We start from the raw sequence: 14,740 nt of genomic DNA, 5'->3' as shown, positions 1-14,740 counted from the left end.
CCAAACCCCAATCACGAGCCACCCGCCCTATCCTCGCGCGCTGACGGGCAACGTCGTGGCAGCGTGGTTGTCATTGGCAGGAACGGCTGTGGCATGGAGCCAACCACGTACCAGCGCGACGCTACGCTCCACGGCTTCCTCAGGCGTAGAAGACTCGACGACAGCAATCTCAAAGCCCAAAGCGCGCAACAACGGAAAGCGTTTCTCCTGGCTATCCGTGAGGCTGCCTTCTGCGCCCTTCATCTCGATGCAGCGAAGGACGCCACCAGCGAAGTACAGGCGAACGTCTGGCTCGCCGGCTGCCATGCCTGCCGCCTTCAGTCTCACCGCAGCATTGCGGCCACGGAAACCGGAGCCATTCTGGTCGGCGGCGAGCGTGAACGTGCCGTGGCGAACGTCTCCAGCCTTGGCGACGTACTCGGCCATCCGCTTAAGCTCGCGGACGGCGGCAATCTGCAGATCGATTTCGAGAACCGGAGCCGCCTTCACGGCTACCCTCGTTCCAGCCGCACTGGTCGTCGTTACGATGCGGACGCGCTTGCCGTTAAGGCGGGTGGTCTGTGTGGTGCGGGCCATGGTGTCTCCTGTGTGGTGGGTGGTGAAGCGAACTATCCAATTTTCAAAGGCCCCTTATATAGACCCCCTATAAGTACAGATATTTAGGTATCTATATAATGCGTTGGATAATTGGATAATTGTATATATATAGAATATAAGGCTTTGTATTCATTACATTTTTTGGCGTCCTAATTATCCATCCAAGCTTTCGAATTATCCCGGATAATTCTCCGAAATTTTTAATTATCCATGGATAGTTCTCACGCTTGGATGGATGATTGTCGCGTCGCCCATGCCAGCCTAATCTACCCACAGGTATCGCTTGGACTTAGGCCCTGACTTCTTATTGTCGTTCGCCGGCACAACGACACGCCCGCCGCTTACCAGATCCTTGATGATATCCTCGCGCTGCCAGGCTTCGATTGCCTTGCACCGATCCAGCAGGCGCCCTTCCGTGACGCCAAGCGCTCCGGCTTTTTTGATCAGCCCCTGAATCTTCTTATAGTTCGCCTCGCGCTGGTTATCGGCTAGGCGCTCGCCTACTTCAGCAAGCATAGCCGCGGCGCACGTCCATGCTACAGCGGCCGCCCATTCGAAAATGGCTTCAGTTATGACCGGCTGCTTCGGATCCGTGCCGACCGCCGCTATCAAGGCAAGCTTGATAGCATTCTCAATGATGCGCCTGACAAAGGGTTGCGACTCGGCGGCCACCGCAGATTCCTTGGCCTCGATCGTCTCCTTGACGGCGCGCAGAATGCCCTTTGCATCTTCGCTCCACGGCACGACCGTCGGCTTAATCTCCTCCGATGTCGTCTCGATCTTATAGCCTCTAAGGTTGCCTCTCTTCTTGGCTACGTCGATACCAGCGACATCGGCCATTCGCATCAGCAGCGTGTGTGGAACACGCCTGACGTCTTGCGCCGGCACGACGACGGGCGGCTTTTTGCCGGTGACGTGAAACAGGATAAGGCGGGGCAATAGACCGTCCTCGGCGCTTGCCGACGACAGCGCCGACCAGAACTGCTCTGGCGTTGACGTGCCGTGAACGCAGAGGTTGGGATTATAGATGCGCTTAGGCGGGCTACCGCGGTATGCGGCGCCTTCGAAGAACGTCGAAGACGCGGAATAGTAGTCTCGCAGGTCGGTCGATATAGCCCGTTGGTGGCTTCCTGCCTTGCGGTCTGTGATGTCACGCACAAAGCCGCCGAATTCGTCGATCTGGCAATTCACCGACTGGTTTGCCTCAAGAACTTCGCGCAGCGCCGACGCCGACATGATACGAGCAGGCCCGCTGTAGTTTTCGAAAATGCCGTGGTCAGACATCAGCAGTCGCTTTATCTGACTGCGCGCATGCTCCTTACCGAAGCCAGAATCAGCCAGCGCGACCGTGTAGATGTTGGGGCGCGTGTCCCTAGATCCTGTGGAATATCGCGGCCCACATAGGCTGGCGACCAACGGCAGTACGGCAGCCATGGCGAGAGCGCGCGACGGCTGCTCTGCACTTGATACGATCCAGTCGATAAGGTCTTCAAGCAAGCCGCCAGGGTAAGTCAAACTTTCGAGATCTGCGACGGCCTCGAGTTTATATTCTGGCGGTTCATCTTCTTCGGGGTGGGCCGGGTGCTGTGGTGCCGGGTGCTCAACTGTCGGCGCGGTTGCCTTCTTGGCTTTCGTTGTCGCCATCATTAGGGTGGTGTCTATCGGCTGCGTGCCGTCATCCCTGAAGGTACGCTCCGGTATTTCACGCGGCTGCTTTATGCCTGCCTCAAGGCCGTTATCGATCGTCTTGCAGCACTTGGCCCAGTCCCTGCCCCATCCGCGAGCGACGTCCTGCAACATTGCGCGCGCTTCCGATTCGGCTAGAGCTCCAGCCCCGACAAATCCGCCAAGCGCCGCCGCCGCCGCGAAAAGCCGATTGTTGCGGCCAGCACCCATTGGCACAGATGCCGTTTCCTCAAGCTCAAGCTGAATTGCCCGATCGACGTATGCGTCGTTGGCGCCAGATTCGTAGACGTAGTTGCTGTTGGTGTGGGTTGCGGGCGGGGGCAGTACCAATTCAAGCAGCCAATCGGGCGCATCGGCAACAGGCGGAATGCCTTCGCCGTCATAGTCTACCCATACATACTCATTGCCTTCTGCCGTGATGCTGCCGGGCATTATGACGTATCCGCCACTTCCACGTATATCCAGGCCGAAACCTAACTTTCCACGGTTGCGCACGCCGGGGATATATTTGAAATACCGGTGCTCGCCACCGCCGGCAGTCTTGGCTGTGGCTGTGTGTGGGAGTGGCTCATATTTTGCCTCGAGCGCGGCTATGGTCTCGTAGCCATTGATGATGTTGCCATCCTCGCCCTTGTGGACGTCGACATCCAAGACCCATGCGCCCATTTGTTCGCCAGTCGGCGCGCCCACCATTGCGGTAGGGTTGCGATCCCAAAGGATATTGACGTTGCGTACGTGCTTCGTGGCTCCTTTGAATCCATTGCTCACGAGGGGTGTCTTGGCCTTCAGCACCTCGAACTCGCCGGTTTCAGGGTCGTATCTGTCCGTCACCTCGTCAGCGTCGCGGCACGGAAACACCGGCACGTTGTTGGCGATGTAGGAGAGCGCCAGGTCTTTGGGGGATTTGGTCATGCTGCTTTTCCTCGTAGACGTGCCTCTACCCATTCACTCATTTCGTAAGCCTCTTCGGCCGTCTTATTTCTCAGCAGACCGCGCCTCTCTTTCTCCTCCCAATACGCCATCTTGAAAGCGCGCTCGGTTGCATACAGTCGATAGCCGTTGCCGCGGATCTCGCTCACATCCACCATCTCAACGACTGTCGCGCTACCATCAAGAAACGAATACAGTTGGATGATGCAGGTTTCGCCGTCTGCCATCCCGATGACGCTGAACTGATTGTGGATGTGACCACCATCGTCGATCCTATGGCCAAACAGGCCAACGAGGCCTCCGACATTCGCCGGCAACCTCGCTGCATTTGCATGGATTTTGTTCACGCTCTTTGTGCTCTTTCCTAAATTACAGTCGATGCATGCTGTGACGAGATTTGATTTGTCATCACTGCCACCCTTCGAATGCGCCTCAACATGGTCGCAATGCAGCGTGACTTCCGGTGAACTTCGACCGCAATAGACGCAGGTGAAGTTGTCGCGTCGGAACACGTCAAAACGCACGCCTTGGGATATCGGGTCGCGTTTTCTGGGTTTTGCTTTTGCGCGCGTCATCAAAATGGCGCGCTTTTCAGCGCCTCCCTCAATCCCCGCGCGCACCCCTCCCACGCCGCCTTGACCAACATGCGCTGGTCGAGCTCGTCGTAGAGTGAGAGGTCGGTCAGATTACCTTTGGATGCGATGAATTCCCCTACCGCATCAACGCCGCCCTCCAGCGCGGCAAGTTCATAGTCGTCGAGCCTGCGGATTTTCTTGTAGTCGTCGATCGCCACGATGCACCTCCGGCAAAGATATTGCGGGTCTGGTTTCGGGTTTGGTGCAACGCCGAGCGCAACGGCCCTCATCCCGCAGCAGAAACAGGTGGTTGGGTCTCCGATGGCGTCCACCGTGGGATGAAAGGGAATGATTGGCTTTCCTGTCGGTATTTTACTCATGCCGCCACCCTCGCCATTTGAGCCACCGCCCTACATTCTTCCCTATGACCACAGCACGAACGTTCAAGCCCCTGCACCTCCAACTCCACGGCACCGGCAAATACCGGCACGTCAACACCGTGCTCGGTGCGTCCGAATGCCTTATGGATCGCTGGCCCGTGAGTGAGGGGGTGGCTTTCGAAAAGGCGTTGATGGCCTGTTTGGACGGTATGCACGATAGGGTGGGCGGTGAGGTTGTGCGGGCGGCGTTGATTGAGGCGGCGCGGGAGGCTGGGGTTGGGGTGATTGAGTAGTTGTGTTTGGGGGTGGCTCATGCTGCACCTGCTTGCGCGGGAGCGGCAGGGTAGTTGTCATTCGCAGCCACAAACCTATCAGTTTGATTCCCCCAAGCCGTCCACCCCGCCCACGCCTGCCGCGCGAATAGCTCGAGATACGGCCCGCCACAAAGAGACTCGATCCGGCCGTATTGCTCGTCAGGCTTTCTTGAATGTTCGCGACGAGGCGCGCGGATAAGTTGGCGTACGCCCTTGCCCAATCTTCTAGGAGAGCCACGCTTGAATAAGTGGCAGATCTCGACCTCCTGGCGCGTCCAGTAACCCATGCCCATGCGGCCCTTGTCCCAGACGAAGGCGACGGAGACGGGCGCGAAGCCCCATGCGGCAGCCACTTCGAATGCGGGTTGCTGTAGGTGCGACACGGTCCACATGAACAGAACGCAATCGCGCGCCGCAACGTCGGAGACGGGCAGCGCCTTGATGTCGTTCAGGCTCATGGTGGCGTAGGGTTGCGCGCCTCTGGCTGGGGCTACGTGTTTCTTGCTGAAGGTCGTAAATGACCATGGCGGGTCGGCTAAGATGGCGCCGAAGCGCCCATCCGGTAACGGGTTCATATTGTCTCCTCTTATGGTGTTCCCTGCCGACCGCGCGTTGGTGGCGCGCGGGCGTGGTGATATAGAATGCTGAACGGGACGGCGCTGATTATACGCTATCCTGTATCAACTGCGCGCTAGGGCGCTGTGGGGGTAGGTGCGGATGGGCGGAAAGCTGGATGGCACCTTACAAAGCCAGTGCGTCGGCTCGCCGTAGAACTTCCGGCGAGTCTGCATCCAGAAGGAGATGAACGGCGACTTTTCGCATATTTCAGTAAGGCCACCAAACATCCCGAAGCGTGCCGCAATGACTTCAATCCCCGGCTCTGTCGGGGCGCTGTCCATTGTCTTCCATACAGTATCCCCGCCGCCTTGTTGCTCGGCAACAATCGGGCGGTCGGTGATTGGTTCTCGGTCATATTGGCAGACATTGGCGCAAGTGTATTGCGGCATGCCTACGGACTCTGCGTACTCACAGCCGTTCTGACAGGGCATCACTTTTCCTCCTCTAGCCACCTAAACCAAGTGGAAACGGCACGCTCAAGGCGCGTTTTTGCCGGCTCGATGTCGGCGTAGCGATCTTCTGGTGACTTAATGCCCGGTAGGTCGAGCCGAACGGCATACTTGAGCGGGTCGTCGCGTGTCGTGGTGCTGTAGAACGCGGCTCCAACGACTACCTTACCGATGCGATAATTCTCGCCAGACTGGTGTTTGCCTGTCTGTCGTTCCCATTTTCCTTGCATCACGCAGCCCTCTCATCAACAATAACCGGCGTGAACTCGCCATATGCTCCGACATACCAGCGGTACGACTTCGGCGCGTCTTCGATGTAGCCGTTGACGGTTAGCCATGCGATGAAGGCTGTTTCATCTGGCTCGTCCCACTCGTCCTTAGGCTTGAACTGCGCACGGAAGGCGTCAACGACTTCCTGCTGGTCAAAATCACGAAGGACGTTGAATGGACCAGTCGTCCAATTATCGCTCCACTCGCCGCCGGCAAAGGCGAGGATTGTGCCTGCTTCGATTTTTGCCATCACGCAGCCCTTTTCTCTTCCAACACAACAAACCCAGGCACAGCCCGCACGCCACCACGGCACGCCTCATCGGCCATCTGCTGCACCAGCGCCGTGAACCGCGCCGGATCGCGCCCATACGCCCAATCAAGCCCAGCCTCCGCGTCCACCAGCGTAGCCACCCACACCGTGCGCAGGCCCGTCCCCGTCGTCGCGGCCTTCCAGCTTTGGCTGGCCGTCTTCTCCAACCGCTTGGCATCGGCCAGCAACTCTTCGGCAGACTCGCGCCTCGCCAGATTGCCGCTGCTGGCGCGGATGGCCTCAGTCGCGGCACGGGTAGCTTCGGCAGCTTCCTCGGCTATCCTGGCGGCCTCTGCGGCCTTTTCTGCGGCTATCTTCGTGCGCCATGGGGTCAACAGCTTCGACAGTTCCTGCTTGCCGAGCGTGACCTTACCCTTGACGGACTTGTTGTCGGCAATCAGTGGAGCGAAGCGCGACTGGATTTCGGCAATGGCGGTGTCGAAGGGTTCTTTTTCTTTGACGCGTAGCTTTTCTGCTTTCGCACCGGCGGCATGCAGACCGTCATACAGGCGCTCGATGGCGTCGTGAGTGGCTTGGTCGCCGATTGGCTCACCGTCGCACCAGTTGGTTGCCTCCATGAATAAGTCTTCGATCTCAGTTTTGATGAGGTCGAATTCGGATGGCGGCGCGTCGAGAGGCGGGCCGCCGTTATCGCCAATTGCTGCTTCGCGGGCGGGCTTCATGCGGCCACCTCGACGACAGCGAACGTTCTCACTGTAACGACCTTTTCTTCCTCGGTGCAGGAGACGTCGTAGGAGCCATCGATCCACTCGATTTCTTCCGGGTTGCCGTGCTTCCCGCCGCCGTACCAATAGGTCCAGCCGACCCATGAACCGTCAGGCAATTTTGCCGCTACGGCCTTTGCCTCGTAATTGCGGCTAATCGGGCATCTAAGGTTTGTTTCAACCTCGCCGCCGCGAACATTGCTTTCAGCATCCCACTGTTCGCCGCTGTCGAGCAGTTGTTCGTAAGCTTCGTCTATGTCGTCTCCGCTGACGGTGGAATAGTCGAAAATGTCTGCGTCATTGAACGCGGCGTGTTCGGCAAGCACAAGGTATTTCACCTTATGCTCGGGGGTAAGTCTTCTCTCGTCCATAATCGTCTCCTCTATGTAGTGGTGCATTGGTATCGTCACGTTGCTGTAAAGTTACAAATTTGTCAAGATGCCTCTTTCTTTTTGATATTGTCATTGGCGGGTACTGGCAGCGCCAAGGTTGGCTGGAATGGAGATGAAAGTTTGTTTTTCTTCGACCTGTTTTCGCCTCTCCAAAGCGGCTGAAGGTTCGATAGCGCCCAAGCTCGCTTGAAATCGTAGTGGCTTGGATCAGAAAAATTGTGGGCATCGAGGGGCACAACGTGGTCAATTTCCCACCCATTCTTCCCGTAGTTATCCCAATTCATGCCTTCTTTAAATTTTCTTTCTAGGTGCTCAATCAGATCGTCTACCGTATATCCAAGCAACTCAAACGCTCTATATCCAGATTTTTTACCCTTATCAATACACTGTCTAATCGCACGCGATATGTTTGAGTTTACTCTGTGCTTTGGATCTTCTGATCTTTTTTTATTATGCTTGGCTACCGATGCTTTTATTTTGTCTGGATTTTTTCTGTTCCATTTATATTGATACTCCCTAACTTTGTCTGGATTATTACTCCTCCAAATTTTCTGCACAGCATTTATCTTTTCCTTATTCGCAGAACGCCACACCTTTTTCTTTGGTTCAAGTTTATCCTTATTCAGAACTTCATATTCGCGAACTTTTGCCTTGATGCATTCTTTGCACTGGTTGTGTCTTTTCTCTGGTTCCTTCTTGTTTCGAACGTAATACTCATCCAGAAGCTTCCACTCTCCACACTTCGTGCAGACTTTACCTTGGCCAATCTCGTGGTCGATATCCTTCGTCATATGCCCTCATCAATAATGCCACTGCGCGAGGCACCGGCTTAGGATTCGTTTCGCGTTCTATCTCTGAAACCTGCATTGGATGCGAGTAACCCAGAACGTCGGCTAACTGCGCCTGAGTAAGACCAAGGCGCGATCGGATGGCTCGAAATTCATCGTTGTCCATTCATCACCTATATAAGGATAATTCATTAGTTTCGCCAGCGCAGTATAATGAATTTTCTCTAGAAAGGAACAAAATCGTCAATTTCCCAATCTTGCACTAAGGTGTGCTTGTTGTCGTTTGCCGCTTCGGGCGTGTTGTCGTTGGCGGCACCAACCCGGTGGGCCATGACATCAGGAAATTTCGGGTTCCTCGAATAATCGAGTTGCACCTCTTCGGTGCTCAACAGCTCATGCTGTCGGCTAAGCCACTCTAATACCGTTTTCGGCATGGGCCGCTGGCCACCGTGCAGTAACCACCACCTTTGGGCCTTGGATTTCGGGAAGCCATCATGTTCGCAACAATGCCATTCGTTTATGCTCTTCAAGCCCACAAGATATGTACACTTGATTGAATCAGGCTTTTGTTTTCCGTCCGCACCAATCTTGCCGGGATGATGCCGAAACGTCCTCTGCGAAACCGGATACCAGGGCTTTTCGGTCGACAGCACAGGAGCATCTGCCGCCCGCGCGGTAAGCTTCTCCTCCTCATTCGGTGGGAATTCATAGCCGCAGCATGTGCACTTCATCACCGAGATCAAAAGGATTTCATCGCAACCGAAATTGCCGTTTGCGTCCTTCTTGTCGGTCGGGCAAATCTTCTGTGGCGGGGTGCCGTCACCAGATCCAGGCGGCTTAGGCCGAATAAGATCGATCGGCCCGAATCGACTTAAATTGTTCCCGTGATCAAGCACCAGGCCGTCCGCCTTGCCCTCGCAAAGGCGGGTAACTCTCCCGATGATCTGAACGATAAGGCCGGCGCTTTTCGTGCTTCGATAGATGGAGATCATATCAACGAACGGGTAATTCGCGCCGGTTGTCAGCATATTCACTGAAACCAAGCCCCACACCTTACCGGAACGAAAGTCGGCAATAATCCTGTCGTGCTCGCCGGGATTCTGGCTAGTCAGCAGTTCGCAAGTCTTGCCGTGGCGCCGCACTTCGCGACACACTTTCTCAGCATTTTCCTGGCTGACGCAGAAGAACATGGCGGCGCGACGATTGCCGCCTTTGGCGATATCTTCAGCAACGCCATCGACAATGATCTTGTCGGCGGCATTAGACACATCCCCCGGCACGTATTCGCCGGCGCGCGTATGCATGCCCTTCAGATCGATGACGGAATTGACGCTCTTGGTCGAGATCTGCGACAGATAGCCTTGCTCGATTAGCTCGCCGATGCCGATCTCATAAACCACGTCGTCGAATAGCTTGCCCTCGCCCTCGGTAAGGCGACCAGAATCGGTGCGATAATCCGTGGCCGTCAGGCCGCAGACACGGCTATCTGGATTGCGCGCCTTCACGCCCGCAAAGAACTTGCCATAGAGCGTGTCGGCATTCCTTGAAATCGCGTGGGCTTCATCCACGATTACAAGGTCAATGTCGCCTAGTTGGTCCGTCTTGTTGGCGACAGATTGAATGCCGCAAAACAGGACTTGCGCTCTAGCATCACGACGACCGAGACCGGCAGAGTAAATTCCTGCAGGAGCAAATGGCGACAAGCCAATGAATTCTTTGAAGTTCTGAGCTACCAGAGTTTTCGAATGAGTAATATTCAGGATGCGAATATCAGGATAATCGGCAATCAACTCTTCTATTATTTTAGAAATAACTAATGCCTTTCCCGCCCCTGTCGGAAGCACAATAAGACCATTGCCGCCACCCTCCGCCCAATATTTATAGAGTTCGTCGATAGCGGCTCGTTGATAATCTCGGAGTTGGAGCATCACCCACACTCCCGCTCATACTTCTCCCGCACCTCATCAGCGGCGTGAAGTTGCGCTAACCTAATCGCGTCGCTGCGCACCACCATCCAGCCGGCGGCGCGCAAGGCGGCTAGCTGCTCTGGTGTGATGATGTCGCGGGGGTGGAGGTTATCGTTGGCTGGACGTGGTTTGGCACCAGTGCGAGGAGGGGACGGCCTGTCACCTGACCCAGTTGTTGCTGGTGAAAAGCTAATCATCGCCGGCCCGCTCACGCCGCAGCCCTCACGTGCTCACGACGAAATGCCGTAATCTTCTGGTGCACGCGCTGCCGGCTCACGCCGTGCATGGTGGCGATTTCCTCGCTCGTGTGGCCCGACGCTACCAGCCGCATGACATCGGCGTGCGGGCTGCCGGCCACGGCCCGCAGTAACGCAGATACAGCGATGTCGCCTTCCTGTGACGGCTGGATGGCGATGTTATCCATGTCGGCGTCGGTTGCCACCGGTCGGCGCCGCTCTTGGAACGCAACGTTTCGCATCTGGTAGACAAGCCAGCCGCCGAGGTTCTTTTCAGGGTTGTAGGAACGCCAGTAGCGCAGCCCGCGCTCGATTGTAGACTGCACGAGGTCTTCTTGCTGGCCGTTAGGCGCGAGGCGGGCAGCTACGTGGCGCAGTCTCGGCATGTAGGCTAGGACGCGCTTGTCGAATTCAGGTGGCCTTGCTGTGGTGGTCATGTTGTCTCCTCTTGTGGTGGGTGGCTGGTGAGGCCGGATGCGTGGTTAGTTGGTGGTGCCATCAATCCAAAGTGTGCCGTCAGGACGGCGATAACTGATTGTCTCGTCGGCCTCTGAACAATCTATCTGCTCATATCCAACAAGCATCGCCGGGATATACAAATGGGCAGGGCAGCCCTCGTCTTGTTCGTTCAGGGACAACGGTTTGCTATGACGTGAACAATCCCAGCCAGCGTTACCGTCCATCAGCGGAGTCGAATGCAGACAACTACGACAATGCGCCCTTGGCATTGTCTCGCCCCAGCAAACCGCAGCCTGTCGGCAGAATGTGCCGCGGAAATCGTCACGCTTGCTGCACAGACGCGATGGCGGCTCTGGCATGTTGATAATGCGTTCGATTTTGGCGACCTGGCGGATGGCAAAATCGGCGTCGTAAGGCACGCGCTCGAAATGTAGATCCTCGTCATTCTTGTTCGACATCATGTAGTAGACGCGATCGACTCCTGTCCCGAACATATAGAATTGAAAAGTTGCGTAGTGCTCGGGCTTACCGACTTTGACGCCGTGCTTCTTGACCTTCTTAAAGATGTCGTCCTTTGCACTCTTGCACTCGACGATATGCTCCTTGGTAGGCGCCTCAATGATGCCAAGCGCGCGGCCGTCAATCTTCCCGCGAAGGTGTCCGCCAGCCGCGCGAACGCGGTCCTGCTGGCCCCACACCTCACAGCCGATAAGGCGGAGCAGATCAAGCAAGCGCACTTCCTCGATCTCGCCGCGTTCAAAAATCCGGCGCTTTTGCCAGTTGATCTTTTCCGGCGCAGACGCGCGCCGGAAGGCAAGCCAGATGGCTCGATCACACTCGACGCCGATCTCTCCAGCCGGCACGCCGATGGATTCCCAGTCGTCGCCTTGTTGTTCCAGCGCGTCTTGAACGGCGCGCTGGGTTGCTGAGATGGTGGGTGGGATGGGAGCCATTAGGCACCGCTCCCTTGCTGCACAACCGCAAACAATGGCGACGACGCTAGCGCGGACTGGTGGCCGCGAATGTCACCTTTCCGCACATATGTGGTCCAGAGTTCGCGGCCCTCACGCGTGATGGGGTGCATCTCTTGGATATCGAAGTTCACATCATCGATACTGTCGGCATCAATATCGAAGTCATCTCGGTTCACTTCGGCTTCGACAGATGCCTCTGCGGCCTCCATCGATTCGGCCTCGATTGTACGGCTCGAACGGCCGTGAAAGGTGTAGTTGACCATGAACTTTGCCATCACAGCACCCTCGTCGGCATCAAGATAAGCGTCAGCCCCTCCGCACCGCCCGTAATGACGGCAGGCGAGCCACCGTCAGCCAGCGCCAGCTGGACAGAACCGGTAGGCAACACGCTCATGATGTCCGTGACGTACCGACTGTTAAAGCCAATTTCCATTGGCTCACCTTCGTAACCGGCTTCGACTTCGTCGCTTGCCGATGCGTCGCCGGATGCGACGGAAAGGGCAATAGACCCTTGCAAGATTGATAGTTTAACGGCGCGGGCCTTCTCTGAAGAAACTGTTGCGACGCGGTCGGCAGCCTTCATGAAGGTGTCGCGGTCGACCGTCACCATCTTGTCATTGCTGGTCGGGATGACGCGCTCATAATCCGGGAACGTGCCGTCGATGAGCTTGCTGGTGAGAACAAAATCGCCGGCGGTAATTTTGATCTTGGCGGTGCTTACCTGTACGGAAACGACGCCCTTCGGTAGAAGGCCGACCGTCTTCTTGGGAACGATGACGCCTTCAAATTCCGGAATGGACGGGCCTTTATTCCGAGATAGACGGTGGCCGTCGGTTGCTACCGCGGTTGCGGTGCCGTCCTTGATGTGGAAGAACACGCCGCCGAGATAGTATCTGGTCTGCTCGTCGGAAATGGCGAAGGCAACCGGGCCAAACAGCGCGGCGAGATCGATGTCGAAGGTGGCGTCGTATTTGTCGGCGCCGAGCGTCGGGAAATCGGCAGCCGGCAGGGTCGCCAGCTTAAAGACGGAACGACCTGATTTCACAATCAGCCGATCACCTTCAAGGCTGAGAGAGATATCGTTTCCGGCCTTCTTGGCGATATCGCTCAAAAGCTTGGCGTCGACGCAGACGGCGCCTGGCTCGCTTACGTCCGCAGGCGCGGTGTCGGTCGCGACGATATCGAGATCCGTGCCCGTGACGCGCAGCGTGCCGTTGTCGGCATGCAGAAGCACGTTGCCAAGGATCGGGATGGTGTTTCTTGACTCGATGACGCGGCCGACGTTGGTCAGCACGCGCGCGAGGTCTGATTTGGGGATGGTGAGTTTCATGGTGGTGGTCTCCTCTGGTAGTGGATACGCTGGTGGTGGGGTTGCCGCATGGTTGGTGGCCATGCGGCGGTAGGGGTTAGGCGGCGAGGCCGAGCAACGAGAACGGCGAAGACCGATCGCGAGCCGGCGGCTCATAATCTACGGGGTAGCCTAAGCCATCCTCGCCTTCGTCAAAGCGGCTTGCGTCGAACGCCTCGCCCTTGAGTTCCGCCAATTTCTTCTGCATGCCGATTGCGTAGCTCGGTTGCGCCTCGTTGTCGTTGGCCATCCATATTTCCTTGCCGGCCTCGTCGACGGTCAGCGCGGCGATTGCTGCATCAAGCGAGAACTCCTGCCCATCGCCAGCCAGAACAACCTTTTCGCCATAGGCGCCGCCGATCTGGTCTTTCAGTTCTTCCCACGTGTCGATTTTGACCTTGCGGCTTGCCAAGGCAATCTTGAGGATGTCGCCCTTGCCGATGGTATAGCCGCGATCTTGATATTTCAGAACGCGCGTCGCCGAGGCCAGCGGATAGCGAGTGCCAGGATGGAAGCGCAGGAAGCGTTGCGAGTTGTGTTTCAGGAAGTCATCATGGAATGCGAATTCGCTGGTGTCGAAGTCGTAAGCGCCCATGACGACCGTGAAGTCGAACGCGTCAAAGATGGCCTGTGCCGTCGGGAAGAAATCGAAGTGCATGAACTGAATGATGTTGTCGCCATCGACGAAAGTGACTGCGCGCTTGGTGGTGGATACGCACCACCAGCTATTCTCGTAAGCCTGCGCAACCGCATATTCGAAAGCCTCGCGGCTCTTGAAATAGACGTCAACGTCGTTGATGTCCTTGCCGGTGAATACGCTTGTCACCGCTCCGCCGGCTGCGAAAGCGCCGGGGATCGGGTAGCACTTTTCAGTAATCTTGCGGGCTTCTGCTCTGTAGTCGGTCATGTTTGCTCCTCAGTTGTGGTGAAGTGGCGGGCCGCTGGTGACGACCCGCCGGGTTATTTTACTTGGAGCCCCAAGGGCGGCGACCAGTCGGCGCTGCCGCTGCGGCAGCCGGACGTGCAGCCTGGCGGTTGTCGTTTGCTGCCGGTGCCCGATTGTCGTTTGCTGCGGCAGGCTTCTCGTCGTCAGGCTGGATTGCGTCGATGCCGAGTTCCGGCAGTTCCTCGTCTGGGAAGAAGTATCGCTTGATCTCGGCGCGGCCTGGATATTCCTTGCCATCCTTGCCGACCGACGGCTTGCCGCGTCCAACCTTGGCGACGAATGCGCGGAAATGTAGCTCTTCCGAATCTTCGACCTCGGAGATACCGATGGCGCGGCAAAGGCTCGCAAACTGCTTCTGGCCGATCTCTTGCGCAACCGGATTTGCATTTTCCAAGTTGTAGTTATTGTTGAAGATGGTGCGGCCTTTGTATTCCTCCGGCTCGACGACCTTGACTATGGTGGAGAGGTATGTGCCGGTTCCCTTGCTGGTCGGCTTCACCTCCGATGTCTCGATCTCAAGGCGAAAGATTCCGTTCGGCAGTTCGCCGGCGAATTCTCTCTGCGTGGTGTCATGCTGCGTAGCGTCAAAGCTTTTGCCCAATGCGGCCATTTTTAGTCTCCTTCGTGGTGGTTGGTTAGTTGGTGAGTGCGTAGTGGCGCCAAGCGCCGCTACCGTATGCGGTGTGCGCACATTCGCGCAGCACGTATTCAAGCCACGCCCAACGACTGCCGCTGCGCGTTTTGACGATGACGGGATACCAAGCGAACCATTGCTC

General features: G+C 56.7%; 20 protein-coding genes. 1 reads left to right on the top strand and 19 read right to left on the bottom strand.

The window, feature by feature from the left end; all coding sequences use genetic code 11:
* Nucleotides 1–27 precede the first annotated feature (27 nt).
* The 4 genes from K290_RS34700 to K290_RS38425 all read right to left on the bottom strand — a co-directional run bounded on the left by K290_RS34700 (nt 28) and on the right by K290_RS38425 (nt 4,006).
* Nucleotides 28–576 (bottom strand): VRR-NUC domain-containing protein, encoded by a 549-nt coding sequence (locus tag K290_RS34700; protein ID WP_051264168.1) that lies wholly within the window; start codon nt 574–576, stop codon nt 28–30.
* 282 nt (nt 577–858) lie between these two features.
* A complete protein-coding gene (locus K290_RS35910) occupies nt 859–3,195 on the bottom strand; it encodes a bifunctional DNA primase/polymerase (protein WP_051264167.1) in 2,337 nt (778 codons plus the stop codon).
* Complete coding sequence (locus K290_RS36415; protein WP_081670378.1) at nt 3,192–3,788, bottom strand: HNH endonuclease; 597 nt, start codon at nt 3,786–3,788, stop codon at nt 3,192–3,194. The genes K290_RS35910 and K290_RS36415 overlap by 4 nt, the downstream gene beginning before the upstream one ends.
* Nucleotides 3,788–4,006, bottom strand: a complete 219-nt coding sequence (locus tag K290_RS38425; protein ID WP_245276602.1) for a DUF6511 domain-containing protein — start codon at nt 4,004–4,006, stop codon at nt 3,788–3,790. The genes K290_RS36415 and K290_RS38425 overlap by 1 nt, the downstream gene beginning before the upstream one ends.
* A gap of 206 nt (nt 4,007–4,212) precedes the next feature.
* On the opposite strand from K290_RS38425, the gene K290_RS38975 reads away from it, so the two are divergent.
* Nucleotides 4,213–4,461: a DUF982 domain-containing protein gene (locus K290_RS38975; RefSeq protein WP_028753701.1), complete on the top strand. Its 249-nt coding sequence runs from the start codon at nt 4,213–4,215 to the stop codon at nt 4,459–4,461.
* A 17-nt stretch (nt 4,462–4,478) separates the two neighbouring features.
* On the opposite strand, the gene K290_RS0121020 is transcribed toward K290_RS38975, so the two are convergent.
* From K290_RS0121020 to K290_RS0120950, 15 genes are all read right to left on the bottom strand, one after another.
* Complete coding sequence (locus K290_RS0121020; RefSeq protein ID WP_028753700.1) at nt 4,479–5,057, bottom strand: MT-A70 family methyltransferase; 579 nt, start codon at nt 5,055–5,057, stop codon at nt 4,479–4,481.
* A gap of 105 nt (nt 5,058–5,162) precedes the next feature.
* Nucleotides 5,163–5,489, bottom strand: coding sequence for a hypothetical protein (locus K290_RS0121015; protein ID WP_154668642.1), 327 nt, complete (start codon nt 5,487–5,489; stop codon nt 5,163–5,165).
* Nucleotides 5,490–5,530: 41 nt separating this feature from the next.
* Entirely contained in the window at nt 5,531–5,782 is a 252-nt protein-coding gene (locus tag K290_RS0121010) for a hypothetical protein (RefSeq protein WP_154668641.1), read from the bottom strand.
* On the bottom strand, nt 5,779–6,069 hold the full coding sequence (locus K290_RS0121005) for a hypothetical protein (RefSeq protein ID WP_028753697.1): 291 nt from the start codon (nt 6,067–6,069) through the stop codon (nt 5,779–5,781). Before K290_RS0121005 ends, K290_RS0121010 begins: the two co-directional genes overlap by 4 nt.
* Nucleotides 6,069–6,812, bottom strand: a complete 744-nt coding sequence (locus K290_RS0121000; protein ID WP_028753696.1) for a hypothetical protein — start codon at nt 6,810–6,812, stop codon at nt 6,069–6,071. Before K290_RS0121000 ends, K290_RS0121005 begins: the two co-directional genes overlap by 1 nt.
* Nucleotides 6,809–7,225, bottom strand: coding sequence for a hypothetical protein (locus K290_RS0120995; protein WP_037135887.1), 417 nt, complete (start codon nt 7,223–7,225; stop codon nt 6,809–6,811). Before K290_RS0120995 ends, K290_RS0121000 begins: the two co-directional genes overlap by 4 nt.
* 62 nt (nt 7,226–7,287) lie before the next feature.
* Entirely contained in the window at nt 7,288–8,037 is a 750-nt protein-coding gene (locus K290_RS34680; protein ID WP_051264166.1) for a hypothetical protein, read from the bottom strand.
* Nucleotides 8,000–8,200 (bottom strand): helix-turn-helix domain-containing protein, encoded by a 201-nt coding sequence (locus tag K290_RS36410; RefSeq protein WP_028753694.1) that lies wholly within the window; start codon nt 8,198–8,200, stop codon nt 8,000–8,002. The genes K290_RS34680 and K290_RS36410 overlap by 38 nt, the downstream gene beginning before the upstream one ends.
* A 58-nt stretch (nt 8,201–8,258) precedes the next feature.
* Nucleotides 8,259–9,962: a DEAD/DEAH box helicase gene (locus K290_RS0120980; RefSeq protein ID WP_028753693.1), complete on the bottom strand. Its 1,704-nt coding sequence runs from the start codon at nt 9,960–9,962 to the stop codon at nt 8,259–8,261.
* 247 nt (nt 9,963–10,209) lie between these two features.
* Nucleotides 10,210–10,674 carry a sigma-70 family RNA polymerase sigma factor gene (locus K290_RS0120975; protein ID WP_028753692.1) on the bottom strand — a complete coding sequence of 155 codons (465 nt, stop codon included), beginning with the start codon at nt 10,672–10,674 and terminating at the stop codon, nt 10,210–10,212.
* 45 nt (nt 10,675–10,719) lie between these two features.
* Entirely contained in the window at nt 10,720–11,649 is a 930-nt protein-coding gene (locus K290_RS0120970) for a hypothetical protein (RefSeq protein WP_028753691.1), read from the bottom strand.
* Nucleotides 11,649–11,945: a hypothetical protein gene (locus K290_RS0120965; RefSeq protein ID WP_028753690.1), complete on the bottom strand. Its 297-nt coding sequence runs from the start codon at nt 11,943–11,945 to the stop codon at nt 11,649–11,651. The genes K290_RS0120970 and K290_RS0120965 overlap by 1 nt, the downstream gene beginning before the upstream one ends.
* The gene (dnaN, locus tag K290_RS0120960) at nt 11,945–13,000 is read right to left on the bottom strand and encodes a DNA polymerase III subunit beta (RefSeq protein WP_028753689.1); all 1,056 of its coding nucleotides are present in this window, start codon (nt 12,998–13,000) and stop codon (nt 11,945–11,947) included. The genes K290_RS0120965 and dnaN overlap by 1 nt, the downstream gene beginning before the upstream one ends.
* 76 nt (nt 13,001–13,076) lie before the next feature.
* A complete protein-coding gene (locus K290_RS35905) occupies nt 13,077–13,925 on the bottom strand; it encodes a Gabija anti-defense Gad2 family protein (RefSeq protein WP_051264165.1) in 849 nt (282 codons plus the stop codon).
* A 58-nt stretch (nt 13,926–13,983) separates the two neighbouring features.
* Nucleotides 13,984–14,574 (bottom strand): DUF669 domain-containing protein, encoded by a 591-nt coding sequence (locus tag K290_RS0120950; RefSeq protein WP_028753688.1) that lies wholly within the window; start codon nt 14,572–14,574, stop codon nt 13,984–13,986.
* Nucleotides 14,575–14,740: the final 166 nt, after the last annotated feature.

This window comes from Rhizobium leucaenae USDA 9039 (genome assembly GCF_000426285.1).
Classification (GTDB): domain Bacteria; phylum Pseudomonadota; class Alphaproteobacteria; order Rhizobiales; family Rhizobiaceae; genus Rhizobium; species Rhizobium leucaenae.
This window is presented reverse-complemented; position numbering and strand designations above follow the sequence as displayed.

Coding starts and splice junctions, on each gene's coding strand:
- K290_RS34700 (WP_051264168.1), bottom strand. CDS start 576: ATGGCCCGCACCACACAGACCACCCGCCTTAACGGCAAGCGCGTCCGC.
- K290_RS35910 (WP_051264167.1), bottom strand. CDS start 3,195: ATGACCAAATCCCCCAAAGACCTGGCGCTCTCCTACATCGCCAACAAC.
- K290_RS36415 (WP_081670378.1), bottom strand. CDS start 3,788: ATGACGCGCGCAAAAGCAAAACCCAGAAAACGCGACCCGATATCCCAA.
- K290_RS38975 (WP_028753701.1), top strand. CDS start 4,213: ATGACCACAGCACGAACGTTCAAGCCCCTGCACCTCCAACTCCACGGC.
- K290_RS0121020 (WP_028753700.1), bottom strand. CDS start 5,057: ATGAACCCGTTACCGGATGGGCGCTTCGGCGCCATCTTAGCCGACCCG.
- K290_RS0121015 (WP_154668642.1), bottom strand. CDS start 5,489: ATGCCGCAATACACTTGCGCCAATGTCTGCCAATATGACCGAGAACCA.
- K290_RS0121005 (WP_028753697.1), bottom strand. CDS start 6,069: ATGGCAAAAATCGAAGCAGGCACAATCCTCGCCTTTGCCGGCGGCGAG.
- K290_RS0121000 (WP_028753696.1), bottom strand. CDS start 6,812: ATGAAGCCCGCCCGCGAAGCAGCAATTGGCGATAACGGCGGCCCGCCT.
- K290_RS0120995 (WP_037135887.1), bottom strand. CDS start 7,225: ATGGACGAGAGAAGACTTACCCCCGAGCATAAGGTGAAATACCTTGTG.
- K290_RS34680 (WP_051264166.1), bottom strand. CDS start 8,037: ATGACGAAGGATATCGACCACGAGATTGGCCAAGGTAAAGTCTGCACG.
- K290_RS36410 (WP_028753694.1), bottom strand. CDS start 8,200: ATGGACAACGATGAATTTCGAGCCATCCGATCGCGCCTTGGTCTTACT.
- K290_RS0120980 (WP_028753693.1), bottom strand. CDS start 9,962: ATGCTCCAACTCCGAGATTATCAACGAGCCGCTATCGACGAACTCTAT.
- K290_RS0120975 (WP_028753692.1), bottom strand. CDS start 10,674: ATGACCACCACAGCAAGGCCACCTGAATTCGACAAGCGCGTCCTAGCC.
- K290_RS0120970 (WP_028753691.1), bottom strand. CDS start 11,649: ATGGCTCCCATCCCACCCACCATCTCAGCAACCCAGCGCGCCGTTCAA.
- K290_RS0120965 (WP_028753690.1), bottom strand. CDS start 11,945: ATGGCAAAGTTCATGGTCAACTACACCTTTCACGGCCGTTCGAGCCGT.
- dnaN (WP_028753689.1), bottom strand. CDS start 13,000: ATGAAACTCACCATCCCCAAATCAGACCTCGCGCGCGTGCTGACCAAC.
- K290_RS35905 (WP_051264165.1), bottom strand. CDS start 13,925: ATGACCGACTACAGAGCAGAAGCCCGCAAGATTACTGAAAAGTGCTAC.
- K290_RS0120950 (WP_028753688.1), bottom strand. CDS start 14,574: ATGGCCGCATTGGGCAAAAGCTTTGACGCTACGCAGCATGACACCACG.